This window comes from Vibrio sp. 03_296 (genome assembly GCF_002265885.1).
This window is the reverse complement of record NZ_NPKW01001411.1, coordinates 1-461: the sequence shown is the minus strand read 5'-3', so window position 1 is coordinate 461 and position 461 is coordinate 1. Positions and strand designations below refer to the sequence as shown.

The following is a 461-nucleotide window of genomic DNA, read 5'->3' as shown; positions in this document are numbered from 1 at the left end:
CGTTCGAAGCGACCGTTCAAGATGGCAAGTTCAGCACGACCGCAGACCTAACAGGTAAGGGTCTGGTTGATGGCGCGATCAGCGTGAAAGCGGACGTGACGGACAGAGCGGGCAACCCAGCGAGCGACACAGAAAGCGCGACGTTGGATGCGGACAATGCGGAYCTACCGAGCATCGACTTGAGACCGTAGGCGACGGCAACATCAGTGTTGACGAAGCAGACGAAGTGACCTTGTCAGGAACCACGACCAACGTAGAAGACGGTCAGAAAGTGACCTTGACCGTGACCGACAGCAAAGGCAACACAGCCTCGTTCGAAGCGACCGTTCAAGATGGCAAGTTCAGCACGACCGCAGACCTAACAGGTAAGGGTCTGGTTGATGGCGCGATCAGCGTGAAAGCGGACGTGACGGACAGCGCGGGCAACCCAGCGAGCGACACAGAAAGCGCGACGTTGGATG

Annotated in this window: 2 protein-coding genes; both read left to right on the top strand. The window is 58.0% G+C overall.

Annotated features, from left to right (window positions below):
• On the top strand, positions 1–191 hold a 191-nt coding region (locus tag CIK04_RS33070), incomplete at its 5' end, for a hypothetical protein (RefSeq protein ID WP_176463507.1).
• A gap of 41 nt (positions 192–232) precedes the next feature.
• A partial coding sequence (locus CIK04_RS32655) for a hypothetical protein (protein ID WP_142995071.1) occupies positions 233–461 on the top strand: 229 nt, incomplete at its 3' end.